This window comes from Staphylococcus sp. MSU001 (genome assembly GCF_052976705.1).
Map to the genome: position 1 here is coordinate 84,638 of NZ_JBRIKK010000006.1, position 21,963 is coordinate 106,600.

At 32.1% G+C, this 21,963-nt stretch carries 19 protein-coding genes; 14 read left to right on the forward strand and 5 right to left on the reverse strand.

Annotated elements, in window-relative coordinates:
- Nucleotides 1–80 precede the first annotated feature (80 nt).
- From ACVBFA_RS04235 to ACVBFA_RS04245, 3 genes are all read left to right on the forward strand, one after another.
- A complete protein-coding gene (locus tag ACVBFA_RS04235; protein ID WP_002491236.1) occupies nucleotides 81–971 on the forward strand; it encodes an EMYY motif lipoprotein in 891 nt (296 codons plus the stop codon).
- 148 nt (nucleotides 972–1,119) lie between these two features.
- Nucleotides 1,120–1,440, forward strand: coding sequence for a bacillithiol system redox-active protein YtxJ (ytxJ, locus tag ACVBFA_RS04240; protein ID WP_126122504.1), 321 nt, complete (start codon nucleotides 1,120–1,122; stop codon nucleotides 1,438–1,440).
- Between the two features lie 270 nt (nucleotides 1,441–1,710).
- A complete protein-coding gene (locus tag ACVBFA_RS04245; protein ID WP_002457596.1) occupies nucleotides 1,711–2,841 on the forward strand; it encodes a glycerate kinase in 1,131 nt (376 codons plus the stop codon).
- A gap of 90 nt (nucleotides 2,842–2,931) precedes the next feature.
- Here ACVBFA_RS04245 and pepT read toward each other — a convergent pair whose 3' ends face one another.
- The 4 genes from pepT to gdpS all read right to left on the reverse strand — a co-directional run bounded on the left by pepT (nucleotide 2,932) and on the right by gdpS (nucleotide 6,728).
- Nucleotides 2,932–4,170, reverse strand: a complete 1,239-nt coding sequence (pepT, locus tag ACVBFA_RS04250; protein ID WP_002499906.1) for a peptidase T — start codon at nucleotides 4,168–4,170, stop codon at nucleotides 2,932–2,934.
- Nucleotides 4,171–4,190: 20 nt separating this feature from the next.
- Complete coding sequence (locus tag ACVBFA_RS04255) at nucleotides 4,191–4,685, reverse strand: threonine/serine exporter family protein (protein ID WP_001829634.1); 495 nt, start codon at nucleotides 4,683–4,685, stop codon at nucleotides 4,191–4,193.
- A gap of 15 nt (nucleotides 4,686–4,700) precedes the next feature.
- Entirely contained in the window at nucleotides 4,701–5,462 is a 762-nt protein-coding gene (locus tag ACVBFA_RS04260; protein WP_002445935.1) for a threonine/serine exporter family protein, read from the reverse strand.
- A 195-nt stretch (nucleotides 5,463–5,657) separates the two neighbouring features.
- A complete protein-coding gene (gdpS, locus tag ACVBFA_RS04265; RefSeq protein WP_002457594.1) occupies nucleotides 5,658–6,728 on the reverse strand; it encodes a GGDEF domain-containing protein GdpS in 1,071 nt (356 codons plus the stop codon).
- A gap of 341 nt (nucleotides 6,729–7,069) precedes the next feature.
- Between gdpS and ACVBFA_RS04270 the strand changes: the two genes are divergently transcribed.
- Complete coding sequence (locus ACVBFA_RS04270) at nucleotides 7,070–8,149, forward strand: glycosyltransferase family 4 protein (RefSeq protein WP_002457593.1); 1,080 nt, start codon at nucleotides 7,070–7,072, stop codon at nucleotides 8,147–8,149.
- Between the two features lie 59 nt (nucleotides 8,150–8,208).
- Here the strand turns inward: ACVBFA_RS04270 and ACVBFA_RS04275 are convergent, their stop codons facing one another.
- Complete coding sequence (locus ACVBFA_RS04275) at nucleotides 8,209–8,850, reverse strand: YigZ family protein (RefSeq protein ID WP_002445938.1); 642 nt, start codon at nucleotides 8,848–8,850, stop codon at nucleotides 8,209–8,211.
- 144 nt (nucleotides 8,851–8,994) lie between these two features.
- Here ACVBFA_RS04275 and fakB1 point away from each other — a divergent pair, with 144 nt between their 5' ends.
- The 10 genes from fakB1 (at nucleotide 8,995) to uvrB (ending at nucleotide 21,958) form a co-directional block, all read left to right on the forward strand.
- Nucleotides 8,995–9,861: a fatty acid kinase binding subunit FakB1 gene (fakB1, locus tag ACVBFA_RS04280; protein ID WP_002445939.1), complete on the forward strand. Its 867-nt coding sequence runs from the start codon at nucleotides 8,995–8,997 to the stop codon at nucleotides 9,859–9,861.
- 323 nt (nucleotides 9,862–10,184) lie between these two features.
- Nucleotides 10,185–11,267: a DEAD/DEAH box helicase family protein gene (locus ACVBFA_RS04285; protein ID WP_126122505.1), complete on the forward strand. Its 1,083-nt coding sequence runs from the start codon at nucleotides 10,185–10,187 to the stop codon at nucleotides 11,265–11,267.
- Complete coding sequence (locus ACVBFA_RS04290) at nucleotides 11,260–11,934, forward strand: ComF family protein (RefSeq protein ID WP_002486656.1); 675 nt, start codon at nucleotides 11,260–11,262, stop codon at nucleotides 11,932–11,934. The genes ACVBFA_RS04285 and ACVBFA_RS04290 overlap by 8 nt, the downstream gene beginning before the upstream one ends.
- Before the next feature lie 60 nt (nucleotides 11,935–11,994).
- Complete coding sequence (hpf, locus tag ACVBFA_RS04295; RefSeq protein WP_002445942.1) at nucleotides 11,995–12,564, forward strand: ribosome hibernation-promoting factor, HPF/YfiA family; 570 nt, start codon at nucleotides 11,995–11,997, stop codon at nucleotides 12,562–12,564.
- 667 nt (nucleotides 12,565–13,231) lie between these two features.
- The gene (secA, locus tag ACVBFA_RS04300; protein ID WP_002476191.1) at nucleotides 13,232–15,766 is read left to right on the forward strand and encodes a preprotein translocase subunit SecA; all 2,535 of its coding nucleotides are present in this window, start codon (nucleotides 13,232–13,234) and stop codon (nucleotides 15,764–15,766) included.
- A 195-nt stretch (nucleotides 15,767–15,961) separates the two neighbouring features.
- A protein-coding gene (gene prfB / locus ACVBFA_RS04305) for a peptide chain release factor 2 (protein WP_126122507.1) occupies nucleotides 15,962–17,078 on the forward strand; the annotation gives its coding sequence in 2 pieces (ribosomal slippage) (nucleotides 15,962–16,033 and nucleotides 16,035–17,078; 1,116 coding nt in all).
- Nucleotides 17,079–17,424: 346 nt separating this feature from the next.
- A complete protein-coding gene (locus ACVBFA_RS04310; protein ID WP_126122508.1) occupies nucleotides 17,425–18,225 on the forward strand; it encodes a COG3942 and LysM peptidoglycan-binding domain-containing protein in 801 nt (266 codons plus the stop codon).
- A 308-nt stretch (nucleotides 18,226–18,533) separates the two neighbouring features.
- A complete protein-coding gene (locus ACVBFA_RS04315) occupies nucleotides 18,534–19,175 on the forward strand; it encodes a YfbR-like 5'-deoxynucleotidase (protein ID WP_002476221.1) in 642 nt (213 codons plus the stop codon).
- Nucleotides 19,176–19,180: 5 nt separating this feature from the next.
- Nucleotides 19,181–19,414 carry a CsbA family protein gene (locus ACVBFA_RS04320; protein WP_002445947.1) on the forward strand — a complete coding sequence of 78 codons (234 nt, stop codon included), beginning with the start codon at nucleotides 19,181–19,183 and terminating at the stop codon, nucleotides 19,412–19,414.
- Nucleotides 19,415–19,972: 558 nt separating this feature from the next.
- Nucleotides 19,973–21,958, forward strand: coding sequence for an excinuclease ABC subunit UvrB (gene uvrB, locus ACVBFA_RS04325; protein WP_002438912.1), 1,986 nt, complete (start codon nucleotides 19,973–19,975; stop codon nucleotides 21,956–21,958).
- The last annotated feature ends 5 nt before the right edge of the window (nucleotides 21,959–21,963 follow it).

The window sequence follows — 21,963 nt, forward strand, 5'->3', positions numbered from 1 at the left end:
AAAGTCTGACATACTATAACACAATTCATTTTCATAATAAATACGTTTATGTATAATGTTTAGTGATAAGGAGTGCAAATATGAAAAAACTACTATTTATCATAACAGTTATCATTTTAACCATAGTTGTATCTGCTTGTGGAAATGAATCAAAAAGAGATATTAAACAATTTGAAAGTCAATATAAAGAAATTCATCAAAAACAACACAGTGTAGAAAAAGTTATGGATAAAATACCATTAAAAGAGTTAGATAATTTAAGTAAAACTGATACCACTGATAAAAATAAAAAAGAATTTCGTGCACTTCAGCAGGATATTAATAACTATTTGATACCTGAGTTTAAAAAATATAAAAATTCCACTCAACATTTAACAGCAGATACTAATGAAGTTAAGCACTTGAAAGAGGATTATCTAAAAACTGTTGAAAATAAAGAGAAATCTATATATGATTTAAAAGAATTTGTAGATTTATGTAATCGCTCAATTAAAGATAATGAAGATATTTTGGATTATACTAAATTATTCGAGAAAAATAGAACTGAAGTGGAGTCTGACATTAATAAAGCACAAAATAAAGAAGATGCAAGTCAACTTAAATCAAAATTAGAAGAAAATAATCAACAATTAAAAGATACTGCTAAAAAATATTTAAATTCTTCAAATAATGACTCTGACTCAGCGAAAGAAGCAATCAAAGATCATATTTCACCACTTATTGACAAACAAATTACGGATATTAATAAAACAAATATTTCTGATAATCATGTTGATAATGCTAGAAAAAATGCAATTGAGATGTATTATAGTTTGCAAAATTATTATGATACGAGAGTAGATACGATTAAAACTAGCGAAAAATTAGCTCAAATTGATGTTGATCGATTGCCAAAAGAGGGAAAAGATATATCAGAAATGGATAAATCGTTCAAAAGAGAATTTAAAAAAATAAAAGAAAGTATAAATTAAATGCTATCTGAATTTAAAAAAATGAAAATTTATGGTTAACATTACATAGCAGAGTGTGTATAATTGTACCCATTGATAAGATTTTAGGGATAAAAATTTCACGCATATGCTTAGTATGAAGTGATAAATATTTTTAGAGGTGAATAGAATGGCTATTAAGCTGAGTTCAATTGACCAGTTTGAACAAGTATTAGAAGAAAATAAATATGTTTTTGTATTAAAACACAGTGAAACTTGTCCAATTTCTGCAAATGCGTATGATCAATTTAATAAGTTTTTATATGAAAGAGACATAGATGGTTATTATCTAATCGTTCAACAAGAGCGTAAACTATGTGATTATATCGCAGAGAAAACAAACGTAAAACACGAATCACCACAAGCTTTTTATTTTGTAGATGGTGAAATGAAGTGGAATGCAGATCACGATGATATTAACGTTTCTCAACTTGCTCAAGCTGAGGAATAATTAGAAAAGAATGAAATGATGAAGTAGCTTGCCTCAAATGTCAATGTTAGACAGATACAGGCAAGCTATTCTTATGTTATGAAAATTTTAAAATAGTTATGTATAATGTGATAATAAGTATAATTAATGGACATAATAAAGAACATGCAGAAGATATGTTATTCCTTTAATGTCAAATCATTGTTACTTAGATTTATAGATTATTCTCATACATCCTTTAGTATGTTTAAAATAATTTTTGGAAAAGAGAAAAATAAGGTGGTTAAGACAATGAAAGTTTTAGTAGCCATGGACGAATTTAATGAAATTATTTCTAGTTACCAAGCTAATAGATATGTTGAAGAAGCGGTAGCAAGTCAAATTGAAGATGCAGATATCGTTCAAGTTCCACTATTTAACGGTCGTCACGAATTATTAGATTCAGTCTTTCTTTGGCAATCAGGAAATAAATATCGTGTGAGTGCGCATGATGCTGACATGAAAGAAACCGAAGCAATATATGGACAAACGGATAGTGGTATGACTATTATCGAAGGGCACTTATTTTTAAATGGCAAAAAACCTATTCAACATCGATCAAGTTACGGTTTGGGAGAGGTTATAAAAGCAGCATTGGACAATCATACAGAACATCTTGTTATCTCTTTAGGTGGAATAGGAAGTTTTGATGGCGGTGCAGGCATGTTGCAAGCATTGGGTGCAAGATTTTATGATGATGAAGCACAAATTGTCGATATGAGGAAAGGTGCAGATTTAATAAAATATATTAGACGTATTGATTTATCAGGTGTTCATCCACAATTAGCGAAGGTAAACATTCAATTAATGTCAGATTTCTCAAGTCGGTTGTATGGGAAAAAAAGTGAAATCATGCAAACATACGAATCATTAGATTTGTCTCAAAATGAAGCAGCCGAGATAGATAATTTAATTTGGTATTTTAGTGAATTATTTAAGAATGAATTGAAAATAGCAATGGGACCAATCGAGCGCGGTGGTGCTGGAGGTGGTATAGCAGCTGTATTAAATAGTCTCTATCAAGCTGAGATTTTAACAAGCCATGAATTAGTGAATCAAATCACACATTTAGAAAACTTAATTCAACAGGCAGATCTTATTATTTTCGGAGAAGGTTTGAAAGAAGAAGATCAAATTCTAGAGACTACAACAATACGTATAGCAGAACTTACCCAACAATACAACAAGCCAGCTATTGCAATTTGTGCTACAAATGATAAATTTGATTTGTTTGAATCGTTGAATGTTACAGCAATGTTTAATACATTTATTGATATGCCTGATTCATATACAGATTTTAAGATGGGTATTCAAATCAGACATTACACAGTACAAGCACTAAAATTATTGAAAACGCAAATAAACTTACCGCTTTCATCCTAATATTAGAAAAAGTTTTTATACACATTTAATTTAAAAGCCATTGACAGTAAAAATAGTTTTAGAGCTACATACTGACAATGGCTTTCTATGTTATTTATAAGATTGATGGCTGTTTGCTACTTCTTGAGCAATACCAACGACAACATGAACAGCTTTTTCCATTACATCGATAGAAGCGTATTCAAAAGGACCGTGGAAATTGCCACACCCCGTAAAAATATTAGGTGTAGGTAACCCCATAAAAGATAATTGTGATCCATCTGTACCGCCTCGAATAGGTTCAGTGTTAGGTACGATGTCTAAAGCGTCAAAGACACGTTTAGGTATATCTATGATGTGTTTCAAAGGTTTAATTTTTTCGGCCATGTTAAAATATTGGTCATGTACATCTACTTTAATTGGAAAATGATTATAATGAACATTAATATCATCACGAATTTCCATCATGCGTTTTTTACGTAGCTCAAACTGCTCTTTATCATGGTCGCGAATAATATATTGTAGAGTTGCTTTTTCAACATTACCTGTAAAATTCATTAAATGATAGAACCCTTCGTATCCTTCAGTTCTTTCAGGTACTTCATGTGAAGGAAGTAAACTATTAAACTGTTGACCTAAACTAATTGCATTAACCATGGCATTTTTAGCTGAACCTGGATGAACGTTAACACCGTGACAAGTGACAGTTACTTCTGCTGCATTGAAACTTTCGAATTGTAGTTCTCCTAATTGACTGCCATCCATTGTATATGCAAAATCTGCATTAAATCGACTAACATCAAATTGATGCGGGCCTCGTCCAATTTCTTCATCAGGTGTAAAGCCTACTCGAATTGTACCGTGTTTAATTTCAGGATGATCAATTAAATACTTTATCCCTTCCATTATTTCCACAACACCTGCTTTATCATCGGCGCCTAGTAGAGATGTACCATCTGTCACCATTAGTGTATGCCCCACAACTTTATTTAATTCAGGAAAAACATCAGGATCTAAGATACGCTGAGATTCACCAAGTTTGATAGGTTGCCCATTATAGGCTTCAATGATATGCGGATTTACATGAGAAGCATTGAAATCTGGTGAAGTGTCTACATGTGCTAAAAAACCGACAGTAGGTACATTATAATTAATATTGCTTTCGAGTGTAGCAAATAAGTAACCATGTTCATCCATGTCTGTTTTAAGCCCTAATGATTGAAGCTCTTCTTCCAATAGATTTAATAAATCCCACTGTTTATTCGTAGATGGCGTAGTCTTGGAATCAGGATTAGATTGTGTATCAATTTTTACATATCTCGTTAATCTTTCGATAATTTGTTTCTTCATACGAGTTCATCCCCTTAGATTTATACTCTATTATTCATATTATAGGATTTTTTATAAGTTTTACCCTTGATTTTACCATAAGATTGCTTGATGCGTGAATAAATGTAATAGACGATTTCAGATACAAGTATACCGAATGCAATTGCACCAGAAATGAGTGTTACCTCTAAAAAAGTATTAACTGCATTCGTATAATCATTTGATACTAAAAATCTTGTAGCTTCATATGCTGCGCCACCTGGAACGAGAGGTATAATGCCGGGGACGATAAATATAATAACAGGTTGCTTGTACCGTCTACTCATTGTATGACTCATTAATCCTAATATTAGACTTCCTAAAAATGAAGCGCCAACTTTACCTAAATCCATACCTACTGTCATCTGATATATTGTCCAAGCAACAGCTCCAACAAATCCACAAGCTAACAGTAATTTTTTAGGTGCATTAAATATAATTGAAAAAAGGACTGTGGCAATGAAACTAATGATAAAGTGAAACAGATAAATAAACATAACTAACAGCCTTTCTTATAATAATAGTAATACAATAGCTACACCTGCACCAATAGCAAATGCAGTTAAAGCAGCTTCAACACCACGTGACATACCAGCAAGTAACTCTCCGGCAAGTAAGTCACGTATAGCGTTAGTAATCAAAATACCAGGAACGAGAGGCATGACACTTGCAATAGTAATAATGTCTTGATTTTTAGCTATACCTAGTTTAGTGAATATTGCTGCAATGCTAATAACAACAGCAGATGCCACAAACTCTGAAAAGAATTTAATTTGTATATACTTTTGCACGAAACTAAACGTTAAAAAAGCTATGCCACCCGCTAGACATGCAATCCAAGCGTCGGAAGCTACGCCACCAAACATGAATAAGAAAAAACCACAAGCTACAAAGGCAGCAATGAGATTTGTTAAGAAAGAAAACTGAAGAGACGCACGTTTAAGTTGCAGTAACTCATTTTTTGCTTCGTCAATTGTAAGTTGCTTACTCGAAATTTTACGAGATAGGCTATTGGTTAAAGCAATTTTCTCAAGGTCGGTTGTACGCTCGCGAATACGAATCAATCTCGTACTAGTACGATCATTTAATGAGAAAATAATTGCAGTTGATGTCACAAAACTGTATGTATCATGTAAACCATAACTATGGGCAATACGATTCATTGTATCCTCAATTCGATATGTTTCAGCGCCTGCTTCAAGTAAGATTCGCCCAGCAATTAAGACTACATCAATCACTTTATTTTCATCAATGATAGTGATTGAATCTGACATATCTCATCACCTCCGAAGCTATTTAATATTTTTATGAACAATTGAAGTTTACAACTTGAAGACTTAAGTTTCAATAGAGAGCTTGATTTTAATAACATTTTCAATACTAATTAAAAATAGTAAAAAAATGCTATGCATAACTGTATACGCTTTAATGATTTTTTTACGTAGCAGTTAACATAGCATTTAGATTGATTATAATTTGACAATAGGATTAAACATGACTTTATTTCTTCCTTCACTTTTAGCCACATGTACCATATCATCAGCATCTTTAAATACTTTACGTTGAGATTTACGATCATCTTGAGTTAAGTATCCAACACCAATTGAAACTGATAGCTTGATTACTTCTTTGTTTGGTAGGTGGAAAGAAGATTTTTCAACACCGCTTCGAATATTTTCTGCTAATTTCACGCTTTGATCTAGTGTGTAATCTCTGATTACAACAGAAAATTCTTCGCCACCGTTTCTAAAGATTTTGAACTGGTTTGGAACATAGTTTTTTAATAGTTGAGACATTTGTTTGAGAACAGCATCTCCTGATTGGTGTGAATAATGATCGTTTACATCTTTAAAGCCATCGATATCAATGAGAAGTAAGGCTAAACTTTGTTTCTTTTCTTCAGCTTTACTTGAGACCTCATTTAAGTGTCTATCAAATTCTTTTACATTACCTAGACCTGTAAGATAATCGTATTTATCTTCATTTTCATAACGATTGACTAAAGAGAAAAAGTGCCATATATCAACGAATGTTATTGCTGAAGCAATTGTAATAATAAATGAAATAGGGATAAGCACTAAAATCTCTACGAGTTCATAAATAGGACTTAATAATGCTAAAAATAACAAAATGACAATGCTAATCAAATTTAAAATAAGTAAAGAAATGATATCGTTTTGCTTTAAAAATGGTCCAACTGCACTGACAATACCTGCAATAACGATTAATGTAATACCATAAATAATTGAGTTTCCAAAGATAAATACATCGACTAAAGATACGATAAAAGCAGCCGTGAGTGTATATATCATGTTGGTATAACGTCCTAAAAACAAAAGAGGTACAAATGTTAAATGAACAAGGTATTCGTTCTGAAACGGGATAGGGTATGCCGCTAAAAGTAAAGAAACGAATGTCATTAGTACTGTTACATATTCTTTAGAAAAAATCATTCTTTTATTTTCAGAATATTGTAACCTATGAAATAAATATATTCCTGCCACCATGACAGATATGTTATATATGATAGCTTCAAACATTTCCATACCGACTCCTTTTTTAACCATTAGCTATTGTAAGTGAAAACTTACAATTTGTCATCATCTAGCAACAGAAATTACACACAAACAATGGTATTTAATGTTAAAATAAGCACTTAAATGGTATGATTAAAAAAATGTATAGACAATACAAAGATAATGTAAAGGTTAATCTTTGTAATTTAGACAATAGCTATGTAACATGGATATTTATGATTTTAGTTCAATGAAAACGACATTTATGGTTGATAAATATTTGCGCATATAAATATTGCATTAAAAATGATAGATAACAAATTTTACATAGCGTGAGGTACAACTTATTCAATGAAGGTGAACTGATGTATACACTATTACTTATAGCTTTTACTATGATAGTCAGTTTAATAATTACACCCATTATTATTGTAATATCAAAAAAATTAGATTTAGTAGATCGTCCTAATTTCAGAAAAGTACATACGAAACCTATCTCAGTGATGGGAGGAACGGTCATTTTATTTTCTTTCTTAATAGGGATTTGGCTCGGACACCCTATTGAACGTGAGGTTAAACCGCTTATATTAGGTGCAATTACAATGTATATGGTTGGATTGATTGATGATATTTACGATCTAAGACCTTATTTAAAGTTAGCAGGTCAAATTGTTGCAGCTTTAATTGTTACGTTTTATGGAATTACAATAGACTTTATTTCATTGCCAATTGGACCAACGATTCATTTTGGCATATTTAGTATTCCTATTACAGTAATATGGATTGTAGCAATTACCAATGCTATTAATCTTATCGACGGACTTGATGGACTTGCCTCAGGCGTCTCAGCATTGGCATTAATGACTATTGGATTCATCGCTATTTTACAAGCGAACATATTTATTATCATGATTTGTTGTGTACTTTTAGGGTCTTTACTTGGTTTCTTGTTTTATAACTTTCACCCAGCGAAAATTTTCCTAGGTGATAGTGGCGCATTAATGATAGGATTTATTATCGGTTTCTTATCATTACTCGGCTTTAAAAACATCACATTTATTGCTTTATTCTTTCCTATTGTTATATTAGCAGTGCCATTTATTGATACATTGTTTGCAATGATTCGTCGAATGAAAAAAGGACAACATATAATGCAAGCAGACAAGTCACATTTACATCATAAATTACTTGCTTTAGGATATACCCATAGACAAACCGTTTTACTTATTTATTCAATAGCGATTATGTTTAGTTTATCTAGTGTTATCCTCTATTTGTCCCAACCTTTGGGTGCACTTATGATGTTCATTCTCATTGTCTTTACGATTGAGTTGATCGTTGAATTTACTGGATTAATAGATGATAATTATCGACCAATATTAAATTTAATTACAAAAAAAGGGAATGGCAAGCCACATCATTATGATGAACATCATCGTTCATAATAAAAAACACTATGTAGGTCATAAGCACGCGTTGCTTTAACTTACATAGTGTTTTTTATTTAATTGGTTTCAATATCAAAAGGTAATAGTTTAATGTCTTCTTGTTTCAAATCATAATTTCCGGAAGTAATTCGATTTAAAAAGTCTATAAAAGTATCATATTCATTTTTTACTACGTCAATTTGATAACTTACTTTATCGGTATAAAATTGTTCTCTTAATAAGAATGTGGTAGAGGCAAGTTCATATTCAAATTTTCCTGTCTGATCATAATCTAACGTAACGGTTACTGGAATAGCTTCTCTTAATTCGACTCTACCCATATCATATATCACGTCACGCACGGCGCCACTATATGCCCTAATAAGACCGCCTGCACCTAATTTGATACCACCGAAGTAGCGTGTCACGACGACGCAAACATTGTGTATCTCTAATTTTTTCAGTATCTCAAGCATTGGGATGCCGGCTGTTCCACTTGGTTCGCCATCGTCGTTTGCTTTTTGAATATTCATCTCCGGTCCGACAGTATAGGCTGAGCAATTATGAGTTGCATCTTTATGCTTTATTTTAATTTCATCTATAAAAGCTTTTGCTTCATTTTCAGTCGAAACAGGCTTAATATATGCTATAAAGCGTGATTTACTTATCACATTTTCAATTGAATGTGCTTGTTTAATAGTAATTATGGATTTATCCATCTTATTTTTGCCACCTACAATTCAGTTTTCTAACAATATTATACACGTAACAAGATAGGTTCTAAATTATTACGATGATATTTTCTTTTTTAAAAAATTATTGTATCATAACTATGAGTATAATTGAGGAGGATAAGTATTAAGATGAAGATTGCAGTTATGACCGATTCTACAAGTTATTTACCACAACATATAATAGATCAATATAACATACCAGTCGCTTCACTAAGTGTAACTTTCGATGATGGAGTGAATTTCACTGAGAGTGATGATTTTTCTGTAGATGATTTTTATAAAAAAATGGCTTCATCTAAAACTATACCAACAACAAGCCAACCTGCTATTGGCGATTGGATTGAGAATTTTGAAAGATTAAGAGAACAAGGATACACTGATGTCATCGTGATTAACTTATCAAGTGGTATAAGCGGAAGCTATCCTTCAGCAACACAAGCTGGTGAAATGGTTGAAGATATTCAAGTACATACGTTTGATAGCCGTCTTGCTGCGATGATTGAAGGTAGCTTTGCAATTTACGCTGCTCAATTGGTACAAAAGGGATATAAACCTGATGATATTATTAATGAACTAACTGAAATAAGACAACATATTGGTGCATACTTAATTGTTGATGATTTAAAAAATTTACAAAAAAGTGGTCGTATCACTGGAGCTCAAGCTTGGGTAGGTACATTGTTGAAAATGAAACCTGTCTTGCATTTTGAAGAAGATGGTAAAATACATCCACACGAAAAAGTACGTACAAAAAAACGTGCGCTAAAATCTTTAGAAACAAACATTTTTAAAGAAATAGAAGGCTTGGAAGATGTGACTGTATTTGTAATAAACGGTGATAAAACAGAAGATGGAAAGTCATTTCTTCAGCAATTAAAGGAAGATCATCCTAATGTTCATATTCAGTATTGTGAATTTGGACCAGTGATAGCATCACATTTAGGATCAGGCGGTTTAGGATTGGGTTACTTCCCAAGAAGAATAGACATTAATTAATATATAATCAAAAGTCTGAAAGCTTGATAGGAAAGAACACAGTGGTAATATCATTAGATATCACTTGTGTTCGCTTATTTGAGTATTTCAGACTTTTTTGAAAGTAGTGAAATAAAATTAAATATTACGGCAGACTGATTTCTCCAACGCATCAACTTGAAGATGAATTAGCATCTCAAGTTTCAAAAGGTGTTATAAAAGACAGTGAGCGTTGGTATTGTATTCAATGTGGAAACACTTCTTTGCAATATTTTGTGACTTACAATTCAACGATATTGGATAAAACAATCACATACTGTAGACGATGCATTCAACTAAGCAGAATGGATAGTATTACAGATATATGTATCGTAAAAAGTTTTCAAAAAGCAACAAAAGCGAATTATCAGTTACCCTTTGAATTATCAAAGCAACAGCAGTACGCTTCAGAAGCTATCGTTCAAGCTATAAAAAATAATAATGATCTCTTGTTATATGCCGTCACAGGAGCAGGGAAAACTGAAATGATGTTTGAGGGGATTAGGATAGCTCGTCAAATGGGACATAATATTGCTATCGTATCACCTCGTGTAGACGTTATTATTGAGATAAGTCATCGAATTAAAGATGCTTTTATCGATGAACGTATAGATGTGCTACATCAATCCAGTAGACAGCAATATAATGGTCATTTTGTTATTGCTAGTATCCATCAATTATTGAGGTTTAAACAGCATTTTGATATTGTATTTGTCGATGAGGTAGATGCTTTTCCGTTGTCTATGGATCCACAATTATCAAATGCAATACAACTTGCTTCAAAGTTGAATCATTCACATATTTTCATGACGGCCACACCACCGCGTCATTTTTTAAAACAATTCCCCTCAGAAGAAGTAATTAAGTTACCAGCCCGTTTTCACCGACACCCTCTACCTATTCCTAAGTTCAAATATTTCAAATTAAAATCAACACGAAAACAAAATTTATTACTTAATTTATTTAGAAATCAAATTAACCAACAACGGTTTACTTTGGTCTTTTTTAATAATATAGAGATAATGAATAAAACGTATCAACAGTATAAAATGGACATCGCTGATTTGATTTACGTTCACAGTGAAGATGATTTACGATTTGAAAAAATTGAAGATTTAAGACGAGGACAACACAAAATTGTATTCACTACAACTATTTTAGAAAGAGGATTCACCATGACACACTTAGATGTCGTTGTAGTTGATGCAGGAAGTTTTCAACAAGAGGCTTTAATTCAAATTGCTGGTCGCGTAGGACGTAAACAGCAGTCTCCAAGTGGCTTAGTTTTATTTCTTCATGAAGGTGTTACATTATCAATGGTTTTAGCTAAAAGAAACATTATTTCAATGAATCGGTTGGCAATTAAAAGGGGATGGGTTGATGCGTAAATGTATTCAGTGCAATCAAACTATTCAAGAGACCATTCATATTTATAACTTATTTAAACCACCTCAGATATTTTGTGAAAGATGTGAAACATTATGGCTTAACTCCAAAATTCATAAAGATGGTAGGTGTCCTAAGTGTCTTAATAACAAAATCTCTACTGATGGCGAATGTCATGACTGTCAATTTTTAAGTAAAACATTTTATTTAATGGAACAATTGTTTTGTGATTATAGTTATGATGGTGTGATGAAAGAAATCATACACCAATATAAGATTATGCGAGACTTCTATTTAGCAGAAGTATTGGCAAGAAGATTAGTTTTACCTCAAACGCAATATGATTATATAGTTCCAATTCCTTCTCCAATTGAACGCGACATTGAACGTACATTTAATCCGGTGACCACCGTCTTAGATAAAATGGGCATCTCATATCAAGATGTATTAGGTACACATATACGTCCTAAGCAGTCAAAGTTAGGAAAGGTTGAACGTTCAAAAGCCTCTAATCCATTTTATATAAAAGATGAAGAGATAAATATCGAAGGGAAAGTAATACTACTCATAGATGATATTTATACAACAGGGTTAACGATTCATCACGCGGGGTGTAAATTATATGATAAAAAAGTCAGAAAATTCAAAGTGTTTGCGTTTGCACGATAACATAAACATGGTAAAATATAGGTAAGAAGTATCAATATAGAGGTTTAAGGAGAGATTACTATGATTAGATTTGAAATTCATGGAGATAACCTCACTATCACAGATGCAATTCGCAACTATATTGAGGAGAAAGTAGGTAAATTAGAAAGATATTTTAACAATGTGCCAAATGCTGTAGCACATGTTAGAGTTAAAACTTATTCTAATTCTACAACTAAAATTGAAGTTACAATTCCTTTAAAAGATGTCACTCTTAGAGCTGAAGAAAGACATGATGATTTATATGCAGGTATTGATTTAATTACTAACAAATTGGAAAGACAAGTACGTAAATACAAAACTCGTGTAAATCGTAAACATAGAGATCGTGGAGATCAAGATATCTTTGTTGCTGAAGTACAAGAGTCTACAGCAAACAATCAAGCAGATGATATAGAAAGTGAAAATGATATTGAAATTATTCGTTCTAAACAATTCAGCTTAAAACCAATGGATTCTGAGGAAGCAGTATTGCAAATGAATTTATTGGGACATGATTTCTTTATTTTTACCGATAGAGAAACTGATGGTACGAGCATTGTTTATAGACGAAAAGATGGCAAATACGGTCTGATTGAAACAACTGAATAAATTGACTTGTATATTATAAACTATAATATTGCCAAAGTTGAATTAAGAATTCTTATCAGTTTATTGAATAAGGTAATAATGATTAATAGAATCAGGGTTACCAATACACATATGTATTCTTAGTTTGCTTGACTACAAATATAGAAGTTAATAAACATAGGCTGGGGCATTGTTTTGATATGTTCACTTCAAAGTAGATATGACATTAATCAAGCTTTGGAGTTCGTATTCTTAATAAGTGTCTCAGCTTATTTTGTGTGTTTAAATTTTGAATTCACAACCTAAATGAGTAATTAATAGACAGTATGCTTACAAATATGCTAGTGTGATTTGACGATTTATATTTAAACTTTGATTTTAAATTCCTATATTAGTTAATGGTATTGCGTTACATTATTTTTTAAAAACGTGTTTGATTGCGAGAAAAAAATGATTGCAACGTGTTAAAATAAAATTATTGTTAATTGAAGTGTCTATAGACATTTTACAATATAAATGATTGTCTATAGAAAAGAGGCTGTTGCTAGTTGAATCAAAGTGAAGTGTTGTGAAATATTGAGTTAACACGCATTACTTCATGAGTATATAAGTATAAATTTAGCGATATAAATGATAAGATAAATTGTTGTAAGCCAAACAGTTTTTAGTTAAAGGAGCGACGCGTGCAATGGGATTTTTATCGAAAATTGTTGACGGCAATAAAAAAGAAATTAAAAGATTAGGTAAGTTAGCAGATAAAGTACTTGCTTTAGAGGAAGATACTGCGATATTAACCGATGAAGAAATACGTGAAAAAACAAAATCTTTTCAAAAAGAGTTAGCAGAAATTGAAGATGTAAAAAAACAAAATGATTATTTAGATAAAATTTTACCTGAAGCTTATGCACTTGTACGTGAGGGGTCAAAGAGAGTATTTAATATGATTCCTTATAAAGTACAAGTAATGGGTGGTATTGCTATACATAAAGGTGATATTGCGGAAATGAGAACAGGTGAAGGGAAAACATTGACTGCAACCATGCCGACGTATTTGAATGCTTTAGCCGGTAGAGGTGTACATGTTATTACAGTCAATGAATATTTATCAAGTTCACAAAGTGAAGAAATGGCTGAACTATATAACTATCTTGGCTTAACTGTAGGTTTGAACTTAAATAGTAAGTCAACAGAAGAAAAACGTGAGGCTTACGCACAAGACATCACTTATAGTACGAATAATGAACTTGGGTTTGATTATCTTAGAGATAATATGGTGAACTATGCTGAAGAGAGAGTAATGCGTCCTCTACATTTTGCAATTATTGATGAGGTCGATTCCATATTGATCGACGAAGCAAGAACACCTTTAATTATTTCTGGTGAAGCGGAAAAATCTACTTCTTTATATACTCAAGCAAATGTTTTTGCAAAAATGCTTAAAGCTGAAGATGATTATAACTATGACGAAAAAACCAAAGCTGTACATCTTACAGAACAAGGTGCAGATAAAGCTGAACGTATGTTCAAGGTAGATAATCTTTATGATGTTCAAAATGTGGAAGTGATTAGTCATATTAATACAGCTTTAAGAGCTCATGTTACATTGCAACGCGATGTTGATTACATGGTCGTTGACGGTGAAGTATTAATAGTTGACCAATTTACTGGACGTACAATGCCTGGACGTCGTTTTTCTGAAGGTTTACACCAAGCAATTGAAGCTAAAGAAGGCGTAGCAATTCAAAATGAGTCTAAAACGATGGCATCCATTACTTTCCAAAACTATTTCAGAATGTATAATAAGTTAGCGGGGATGACTGGTACAGCGAAAACCGAAGAGGAAGAATTTCGTAATATCTATAATATGACAGTTACTCAAATTCCAACTAACAAACCTGTTCAACGTAAAGATAATTCAGATTTAATTTATATTAGTCAAAAAGGTAAGTTTGATGCGGTAGTTGAAGATGTTGTAGAAAAACATAAAAAAGGGCAACCCGTCTTACTAGGTACTGTTGCTGTTGAGACTTCTGAATATATTTCAAATTTACTAAAAAAACGTGGTGTCAGACATGACGTATTAAACGCTAAAAATCATGAACGAGAAGCTGAAATCGTTTCAAACGCTGGGCAAAAAGGTGCAGTTACAATTGCCACAAATATGGCTGGACGTGGAACAGATATTAAACTTGGTGATGGTGTTGAAGAGTTAGGTGGACTTGCTGTTATTGGTACTGAGCGTCATGAATCAAGACGTATTGATGATCAATTACGTGGACGTTCAGGACGCCAAGGTGATAGAGGAGATAGTCGTTTTTACCTATCTTTACAAGATGAATTAATGGTACGTTTTGGTTCAGAACGCTTACAGAAAATGATGAACCGTTTAGGAATGGATGATTCGACGCCAATCGAGTCGAAAATGGTATCTCGTGCTGTAGAATCAGCTCAAAAACGAGTAGAAGGTAATAACTTTGATGCGCGTAAACGTATTCTAGAATATGATGAAGTTTTACGTAAGCAACGTGAAATTATTTATAATGAGCGTAATGAAATCATTGATAGTGAAGACAGTTCTCAAGTCGTTAACGCGATGTTACGTTCTACATTGCAACGTGCGATTAATCATTTTATTAATGAAGAAGACGATAATCCGGACTATACGCCATTTATTAATTACGTTAATGATGTGTTCTTGCAAGAAGGAGATCTTCAAGATACAGAAATTAAAGGTAAAGATTCAGAAGATATTTTTGAAATTGTGTGGTCTAAAATTGAAAAAGCGTATGCACAGCAACAAGAAACATTAGGAGACCAAATGAGTGAATTTGAGCGGATGATTTTATTACGTTCAATTGATACACATTGGACTGATCATATTGATACGATGGATCAATTGCGTCAAGGTATTCATTTACGTTCATATGCACAACAAAACCCACTTCGTGATTATCAAAATGAAGGTCATGAATTATTTGATATCATGATGCAAAATATCGAGGAAGATACATGTAAGTATATCTTGAAATCAGTGGTTCAGTTTGAAGATGATGTAGAACGTGAAAAATCTAAAAGCTTTGGTGAAGCAAAACATGTAACTGCTGAAGATGGCAAAGAAAAAGCAAAGCCACAACCGATTGTAAAAGGTGATCAGGTAGGTAGAAATGATCCATGCCCATGTGGTAGTGGTAAAAAATATAAAAATTGTCATGGAAAAGCGTAATCAATAAAATAGTTTAAATTTAAAGGCTGAGGCATATCTAATTATGAATGACTCAGTCTTTATTTACATCGCTTGTAAGTTAAATGCTTAGTAATATGATATAGAGATGAAATGGCCGTTTATTTTTAAAAAATAGACATATACTGTATGATATAAATATTATGACATAGTATGATTAAATAGGAGAGAAGATGAATGGAATTATCTGAGATTAAACGAAATTTAGAAGAATATCAAAATCACTTAAATCAAATTAGGGGGTCTCTTTGACTTAGAAAATAAAGAGACGAACATACAAGAGTATGAAGAAATGATGACTGATCCCGATTTTTGGAATGATCAAACTAAAGCACAAGATATCATTGATAAGAACAATGCACTAAAATCTATAGTAAATGGGTATTATCAACTGACAAATGCTGTTGATGATATGAGTGCGACGAGAGAGTTATTACAAGAAGAATGTGATGAGGATATGAAGAAAGAATTAGAAGAGGAAGTTCAACAATTTGAAGAACAAATTGATCAATATGAATTACAATTACTCCTCGACGGACCACATGATGCCAATAATGCTATATTAGAGCTTCATCCCGGTGCTGGCGGTACAGAATCACAAGATTGGGCAAGTATGCTTCTTAGGATGTATCAACGTTACTGTGAACAAAATGGCTTTAAAGTTGAAACAGTTGATTATCTTCCAGGAGATGAAGCAGGCGTTAAAAGTGTTACATTACTTATAAAAGGGCATAATGCTTATGGATATTTAAAGGCAGAAAAGGGTGTTCATCGTTTAGTTAGAATTTCACCTTTCGATTCATCTGGTAGACGACATACTTCTTTTGCATCATGTGATGTTATTCCTGATTTTAATAATGATGAAATTGAAATTGAGATTAACCCAGATGATATTACAGTGGATACTTTTAGAGCTTCAGGCGCTGGTGGACAACATATTAACAAAACTGAGTCTGCAATTAGAATTACACATCACCCTACAGGTATTGTAGTCAACAACCAAAATGAACGATCTCAAATAAAAAATAGAGAAGCTGCAATGAAAATGTTGAAGTCCAAACTTTATCAATTAAAGTTAGAAGAGCAAGAGCAAGAAATGGCTGAAATTCGTGGCGAACAAAAAGACATTGGATGGGGAAGTCAGATTCGTTCTTACGTCTTTCATCCATATTCAATGGTTAAAGATCATCGTACGAATGAAGAAACTGGTAAAGTAGACGCTGTTATGGATGGAGAAATAGGCCCGTTCATAGAAGCTTATTTAAGAAAAGAAATGGATCGACAAGACATATAATTGATACACGCATAATCATTATTTGATTTATCGATGATTATGCGTATTTTTCATTAAATAGAAAACAGACAAAATAGGGAGTTTATTTTTTAAGCTATATGTACTTTATATGTAGTCTGCATTTTCTAATGTTACCGAAGTAAATTTAGTCTCAGACGAGAATGACTTAAATTTGACCTGTACATCATAAGGTTAGGAACTAGTAGAGTAGATAATTATCTCTTAGTGTAAAAACACTCTTTTTAACTATTATATTACATCAATATAACAATACCCTTATCCTCATTTGATTGTGCTATATTAAATTTGTGAATTAATAATCAACTAGCAAAGGAATGACAACTAGATGAAAAAAACGCTAACTGTAACGTTAAGTTCGATTGCAGCTTTTATTGCAATTAACACTGCAGCTAACGCACAAGAATCTGAGACGTCGCAACTAGACTCATATGCAACGAGTAATGTAATTACAAATCAATCAAATTTAGGTATTTACACTGTAAAACCTGGAGATAGTTTATATAAAATTGCTTTAGAACATCATCTTACTTTAGAAGAACTTTATGCTTTAAATCCTGGTATAGAACCTCTTATTTTTCCAGGAGATGAAATTGTAGTATCTGAAACTGCATTTGAACAATTTAATAACACAAACACATTCGTAAATTATGAAACTAACTATATTCCAGTAGGATATAATAATGTATCAACTGATACATCCAACACTACTTATGATAATTATAACAGTGAATCAACTGATACATACTCTGTGCCAAACGCCTACAATGGTCTAAGAAGTGTATCTAACTCAGGTAATTTATACACTACTGGTCAATGTACTTATTATGCATTCGATCGTCGCGCTGAGCTAGGGAAACCAATTGGAAGTCTATGGGGCAACGCTAGTAACTGGGCATATTCAGCTAATCAGGCTGGCTTTAATGTAGATCACACACCTGAGGTTGGTGCTGTATTCCAAAGTGGTTCGGGTCAAAATGGGGCTGGCGCTTATGGACATGTTGGCGTTGTTGAATCAATCAATTCTAATGGTTCTGTAACTGTTTCGGAAATGAACTGGAATGTTGGCGTTAACGTAAAATCTTACAGAACTATTAGCAATCCTAATTCATATAATTACATTCACTAAATGACTATTTATATTCAAGGTGTGAATGAACTTCGCGTATAACTGTCTCTTATGTTATATAAACGTTCTAGACAATTAAATTGAACATCATGTTGGTAGAACAACTTCTTCATATATATCAACATGTTTTATCCATAAGTTACGTATTAGAGTAGAATAGTGAGTTCAAAATGAATTCATTATTCTACTTTTTCTTTTATAATAAAATAGAAATGATTTACATGATAATTTACTTTCAATAATAATATTGATTGATATAATAACAATAAGAATATAGACTAATTTTAATATTAAGGAGGTGTCTTATTATGGGAGTGCATCAATATTTTAAAAGACTATCAGATTTAGAAAAATTAATAAGATTACCAGGTAAATTTAAATATTTTGAACATAATGTTGCTGCTCATTCTTTTAAAGTAACTAAAATTGCGCAATATTTAGCTACTGTCGAAGAATATCATGGAAATAAAATCGATTGGAAGAGTCTCTATGAAAAGTCACTCAACCACGACTTTGCTGAAGTGTTTACAGGTGATATCAAAACACCGGTAAAATACGCAAGTAAGGAATTAAAACATTTATTCTCCCAAGTTGAAGAAGAAATGGTAGATACGTTTATCAAAGAGGAGATACCAACACAATATCAGCACGTGTATCGTGAACGTTTACAAGAAGGTAAGGATGATTCTCTAGAAGGTCAAATTCTATCTGTTGCTGATAAAATTGATTTATTGTATGAAACATTTGGAGAAATACAAAAACGTAATCCTGAACCACTATTTTTTGAAATATATGAAATGAGTTTAGAAACTATTATACAATTTGATCACTTAGAATCTGTAAAAGATTTTATTGAAAATGTAATACCTGAAATGCTCACAGAAAACTTTATTCCTCGAACTGAATTACGTGAAACAACAATGTCAATTCTAAGCAGAAGAAATGGGTGACGATAATGATTTGGTATGTTTGTGCGGCCTTTTTTCCTTGTATATTAGTTGTGCTGTTTAGTGTGGTGACTAGAAGTAAATGGATTGGTACATTAGTCACATTGATAATAATAGGTGCATCAGTTTATAAAGGATTCTTTCACAACGAATGGATTATTTTTATAGATGTGACAAGTTTATTAGCTGGTTATTTAATAATTGATCAACTTGAATTTCATAAGAACCAAAATGATTCTTAAGATGTGTTTATGCAAACAAAAATTTTGAAGTATTTGTTTTTTTGATTTATTATTACTTTAAACTGTAATTATAGTGATTATGATTTAATTTAAAAATTGTTGGATTATTATTTATTGTTCATTTTTTACTTTAAATTAATGTTTATATTATTTTGAATATTAAGTAATCCATGGTGTAAACATTAATAACTAAATATTAATTAGTAAATATTTTAATGGCTAGAACATAATAATTGATACATTGTGAATATAAAAGCGAAAGATTTTAAAGTACAGTGTGTATATAATATGTATCTGATTGTACTTTTAAGAAAAAACATCGCACAGCATACATTACTGATTAAATAAAGCTCTAAGACAATTTCTTACATAAGAAATCATCTTAGAGCTCTTGTTTTAGAATAAGCATTAAAAATGTTAAACTTCTCAAGCGAACAAATGTTTGTATTGTTCTTGTAGAATTTGTTAAAATAGAAAATAATATTCATGAAAAAGTAATTGATACGAGATGTGTAAAATCTTTATAAATGATAACAATAATAGGAGGCGTATTTTGGAATGGTAGAACATGTTCCATTTAAGTTAAAGTCTGAATTTGAGCCACAAGGTGATCAGCCACAAGCGATACAAAAAATTGTGGATGGCGTAAATGAAGGGAAACGTCATCAAACCTTATTAGGTGCAACTGGGACAGGTAAAACTTTTACTATGAGTAACGTAATTAAAGAGGTTGGTAAACCTACACTTATTATTGCACATAACAAGACACTGGCAGGTCAACTATATAGTGAATTTAAAGAATTTTTCCCAGAAAATAGAGTTGAATATTTCGTTAGTTATTACGACTACTATCAACCTGAAGCATACGTGCCTTCAACAGATACCTTTATTGAAAAAGACGCCTCCATTAACGATGAAATTGACCAACTACGACATTCTGCTACAAGTTCTTTATTTGAACGTGATGATGTCATTATTATCGCAAGTGTTAGTTGTATTTATGGTTTAGGTAATCCGGAAGAATATAAAAATTTGGTTGTTAGTGTACGTGTTGGTATGGAGATGGAACGAAGCGAATTGTTGAGAAAGTTAGTTGATGTACAATACTCACGTAATGACATAGATTTTCAACGTGGTACATTTAGAGTGCGTGGGGATGTTGTTGAAATATTCCCAGCTTCTAGAGAAGAAATGTGTATCCGCGTAGAATTTTTTGGAGATGAAATTGATCGTATCAGAGAGGTTAACTATTTAACTGGTGAAGTAATTCGAGAACGTGAGCATTTTACAATTTTCCCAGCTTCGCACTTCGTTACTCGTGAAGAGAAAATGAAAGTAGCTATTGAAAGAATCGAAAAAGAATTAGAAGAGAGACTAAAAGAATTACGGGATGAGAACAAATTATTAGAAGCACAAAGGTTAGAACAACGTACTAACTATGATTTAGAAATGATGAGAGAAATGGGCTTTTGTTCAGGTATTGAAAACTATTCCGTTCACTTAACTTTAAGACCATTAGGTTCAACACCATATACATTGCTTGATTATTTTGGAGACGATTGGCTTGTCATGATTGATGAGTCACACGTTACGTTACCTCAAATTCGTGGTATGTACAATGGGGATAGAGCTCGTAAACAAGTATTAATAGACCATGGATTTCGTTTGCCAAGTGCGTTGGATAACCGACCATTAAAATTTGAAGAATTTGAAGAAAAAACAAAACAACTTGTTTATGTTTCAGCTACACCAGGCCCATATGAGTTAGAACATACAGATGAAATGGTTGAACAAATTATACGACCTACTGGTTTACTTGATCCTAAAATTGATGTGCGTCCAACTGAGAATCAAATCGATGATCTTTTAAGTGAAATCCAAGATCGTGTTGACAAAGATGAACGTGTACTTGTGACAACACTTACTAAAAAAATGAGTGAAGATTTAACTACATATATGAAAGAAGCGGGGATTAAAGTTAATTATTTACACTCAGAAATTAAAACATTAGAACGAATAGAAATTATTCGAGACTTACGTATGGGTACTTACGACGCAATAGTTGGAATCAATCTGCTGAGAGAGGGTATAGATATACCTGAAGTATCTTTGGTCGTAATTTTAGATGCAGATAAGGAAGGCTTCTTACGTTCTGATAGATCTCTAATTCAAACTATTGGGCGAGCAGCACGTAATGACAAAGGAGAAGTCATTATGTATGCGGATAAAATTACAGATTCTATGCAATATGCAATAGATGAAACACAAAGACGTAGAGAAATACAAATTGCTCATAACAAAGAACATGGCATCACGCCGAAAACAATTAACAAAAAGATTCACGACGTCATTAGTGCTACTGTGGAGAGCGATGAAACAAATCAACAACAACAAACTGAATTACCTAAGAAAATGACAAAGAAAGAACGTCAAAAAACAATAGAAAATATAGAGAAAGAAATGAAAAAAGCAGCCAAAGATTTAGATTTCGAAAAAGCTACAGAGTTAAGAGATATGTTATTTGAATTAAAAGCAGAAGGGTGACGATT

Excerpts from the sequence above, each read along its gene's own strand:
- ACVBFA_RS04235 (WP_002491236.1), top strand. The coding sequence starts at position 81 with ATGAAAAAACTACTATTTATCATAACAGTTATCATTTTAACCATAGTT.
- ytxJ (WP_126122504.1), top strand. The coding sequence starts at position 1,120 with ATGGCTATTAAGCTGAGTTCAATTGACCAGTTTGAACAAGTATTAGAA.
- ACVBFA_RS04245 (WP_002457596.1), top strand. The coding sequence starts at position 1,711 with ATGAAAGTTTTAGTAGCCATGGACGAATTTAATGAAATTATTTCTAGT.
- pepT (WP_002499906.1), bottom strand. The coding sequence starts at position 4,170 with ATGAAGAAACAAATTATCGAAAGATTAACGAGATATGTAAAAATTGAT.
- ACVBFA_RS04255 (WP_001829634.1), bottom strand. The coding sequence starts at position 4,685 with ATGTTTATTTATCTGTTTCACTTTATCATTAGTTTCATTGCCACAGTC.
- ACVBFA_RS04260 (WP_002445935.1), bottom strand. The coding sequence starts at position 5,462 with ATGTCAGATTCAATCACTATCATTGATGAAAATAAAGTGATTGATGTA.
- gdpS (WP_002457594.1), bottom strand. The coding sequence starts at position 6,728 with ATGTTTGAAGCTATCATATATAACATATCTGTCATGGTGGCAGGAATA.
- ACVBFA_RS04270 (WP_002457593.1), top strand. The coding sequence starts at position 7,070 with ATGTATACACTATTACTTATAGCTTTTACTATGATAGTCAGTTTAATA.
- ACVBFA_RS04275 (WP_002445938.1), bottom strand. The coding sequence starts at position 8,850 with ATGGATAAATCCATAATTACTATTAAACAAGCACATTCAATTGAAAAT.
- fakB1 (WP_002445939.1), top strand. The coding sequence starts at position 8,995 with ATGAAGATTGCAGTTATGACCGATTCTACAAGTTATTTACCACAACAT.
- ACVBFA_RS04285 (WP_126122505.1), top strand. The coding sequence starts at position 10,185 with ATGGATAGTATTACAGATATATGTATCGTAAAAAGTTTTCAAAAAGCA.
- ACVBFA_RS04290 (WP_002486656.1), top strand. The coding sequence starts at position 11,260 with ATGCGTAAATGTATTCAGTGCAATCAAACTATTCAAGAGACCATTCAT.
- hpf (WP_002445942.1), top strand. The coding sequence starts at position 11,995 with ATGATTAGATTTGAAATTCATGGAGATAACCTCACTATCACAGATGCA.
- secA (WP_002476191.1), top strand. The coding sequence starts at position 13,232 with ATGGGATTTTTATCGAAAATTGTTGACGGCAATAAAAAAGAAATTAAA.
- ACVBFA_RS04310 (WP_126122508.1), top strand. The coding sequence starts at position 17,425 with ATGAAAAAAACGCTAACTGTAACGTTAAGTTCGATTGCAGCTTTTATT.
- ACVBFA_RS04315 (WP_002476221.1), top strand. The coding sequence starts at position 18,534 with ATGGGAGTGCATCAATATTTTAAAAGACTATCAGATTTAGAAAAATTA.
- ACVBFA_RS04320 (WP_002445947.1), top strand. The coding sequence starts at position 19,181 with ATGATTTGGTATGTTTGTGCGGCCTTTTTTCCTTGTATATTAGTTGTG.
- uvrB (WP_002438912.1), top strand. The coding sequence starts at position 19,973 with ATGGTAGAACATGTTCCATTTAAGTTAAAGTCTGAATTTGAGCCACAA.